This window comes from Aeromonas sp. PrichA-15, assembly GCF_017939245.1.
GTDB classification, from domain to species: Bacteria; Pseudomonadota; Gammaproteobacteria; order Enterobacterales; family Aeromonadaceae; genus Aeromonas; species Aeromonas caviae.
In genome coordinates, this window is the sequence record NZ_JAGKRH010000040.1 from 1 (window position 1) to 2,187 (window position 2,187).

General features: G+C 52.5%; 1 protein-coding gene and 1 pseudogene. One reads left to right on the forward strand and one right to left on the reverse strand.

The features are described 5' to 3' along the window. Positions 1-104: 104 nt before the first annotated feature. Positions 105-374, forward strand: a pseudogene (locus tag J9889_RS07305) (transposase); the annotation flags it as partial. Here J9889_RS07305 and J9889_RS24690 read toward each other — a convergent pair. Continuing rightward, complete coding sequence (locus J9889_RS24690; protein ID WP_103260121.1) at positions 374-2,032, reverse strand: methyl-accepting chemotaxis protein; 1,659 nt, start codon at positions 2,030-2,032, stop codon at positions 374-376. The pseudogene J9889_RS07305 and the gene J9889_RS24690 overlap by 1 nt on opposite strands. Positions 2,033-2,187 lie beyond the last annotated feature (155 nt).

Consider the following 2,187-nt stretch of genomic DNA (forward strand, 5'->3'; position numbering starts at 1 on the left):
CAGGGGACCCCGCAGAATTCGGAGAAAAACGTACGCTAAGGAAACTCTGAAGAAGACTTCCTGATTTTGGCAAAATACCCGGATTCCACCCGCCGAGTTTTCCGATGAAGCAGATGACCTTCGCCTACGCCGAGTATGCCGGCAAGCGCAAGCAGGCCCGCAAAGAGTTGTTCCTGATCGAGATGGATCAGGTGGTGCCGTGGAAGGGTTTGATCGCCTTGATCGAGCCGCACTACCCGAAGGGTGAAGGCGGCAGTCCAGCCTATCCGCTGATGGCGATGTTGTGCGTGCATTTGATGCAGAACTGGTTCGGCTACAGCGACCCGGCGATGGAGGAGGCGCTGTACGAGACTACAATCCTGCGTCAGTTTGCCTAAAGACGGAACATATGCACCAGACGCTGAAGTTGGGTTGCCAGAGCAGATAGTTGCTTACTGGTGGCAACATTCTGACGGGAAGCCTCGCTAGTTTCCTCGGCAATCTGGCTGACACTAGTAACGTTACGATTGATCTCCTCCGCGACAGAGCTTTGCTCCTCAGCGGCAGATGCAATCATGGCATTCATGTCATTAATAATCGCAACAGCGTTACTGATCTGATCCAGCATATGACCTGCGCTGGCAACCTGTTGTTTACCAGCTTGTGCTTTGGTGCAACTACTTTGCATGACCGCAACAGCACGATTTGCCCCGCCCTGCAGTTTTTCAATCATGGTCTGAATTTCGCTGGTTGACTGTTGCGTGCGCGAAGCAAGCGAGCGCACCTCATCCGCCACCACAGCAAAGCCTCGCCCTTGCTCACCAGCTCTTGCAGCTTCAATAGCCGCATTAAGGGCAAGTAAATTGGTTTGATCGGCGATGCTGCGAATGACATCCACCACAGAGCTAATACCAGCACTGTCTGCTTCAAGCTCATGGATAACGGTGGCCGCGTGCTCAACTTCACTGGCTAGGCTGTCGATAGAAGAGATTGTTTGATGAACAACAAGCTTTCCACTTTCCGACTGCTGATCTGCTTCCTGTGCTGCTCTTGCTGCACTGGCCGCGTTCCCAGCCACATCCTGCACAGTAGCTGACATTTCGTTCATCGCAGTAGCAACCTGATCTGTCTCCAACTGCTGGCGGCGGATGCCGTCACTGGTTTCAGTGCTGATCTGAGCAGTCTGCTCAGCTGCGGCTGCCAGTTGCTCCACAGCCCCCGCCAACTCTTGAATGGTGTGGTGAAAACGCGAAGCCATTGCATTGAATGAGCTAGAGATTTCGCCCAGCTCATCACGCCCCTGATAGGTAACTCGATAGCCCAAATTGCCATCAGCTAGCTGCTGACCGCCGACTTGAAGCTCGCGAACAGCTTTTGTGATGCCAGATACAGTAGCCAAAGCCACGACTGTGGCCAGAAACAGAGCAACCACTAGCGTGAGACCGATTATCACAACCAGACGATCGAAGCTCTCTTTAGCGCGCTGGTAGCTTGCATTGGCGCTCTCCTGCTCCGACTCAACCAGATTACGCACGCTGGCATAGGTCGTCATAAATGCAGGTTGCAAGCGATTCAGCAGGATTGCATTCCCTCCCGCATAGTCACCTTGGCGCATTGCATTGAGCGTCGGTTGAACACCATTATCCAGATAATCAGACAGCTTGTTTTGCAGTTCAGTGGCCAAGCGCTGATGCTCTTTGCTCATTGGCATACGCTGATAGTCAGCAAGGCGCTCACGCATGCTGCCTACGCTTCTATCCACAGCATCGAAATGCATGCTCGCGGGGTGGTCATGTGCCTTTTCGAACGCACTACCAGGCTGATGTTGCAGAGCAAGCAAAAGCTGAGTGCGTGCATGGTGCATGTGATTGGTGAGGTCGCCAAGCTTATCGAGCGGTAGCAGAACGTTGTTGTACATCTGGTTAATATCGGCATTGCTGCTGCGCATGCCGTTAAGCCCCTCCATTGTCAGGCCGGCAGCCGTAGCAGCTAGCAGAATGAGCAAACTGATGAGACGGGTTTTAATTGAAAAACGGGTTAGCCAATCACTCACTACTTCACCTCATTATTAGGCATATCAATGTGCCTTCATTGTATCGGCTGGTTCATTTGAAATCTTGAGTCAGGCTCCCCCTCAAGGCTTCTCGCCGTATGGTCTGGGGCAATTTAGTACTTAAATCAAAAACAAGCCATGAAGGCTGTCCGGCT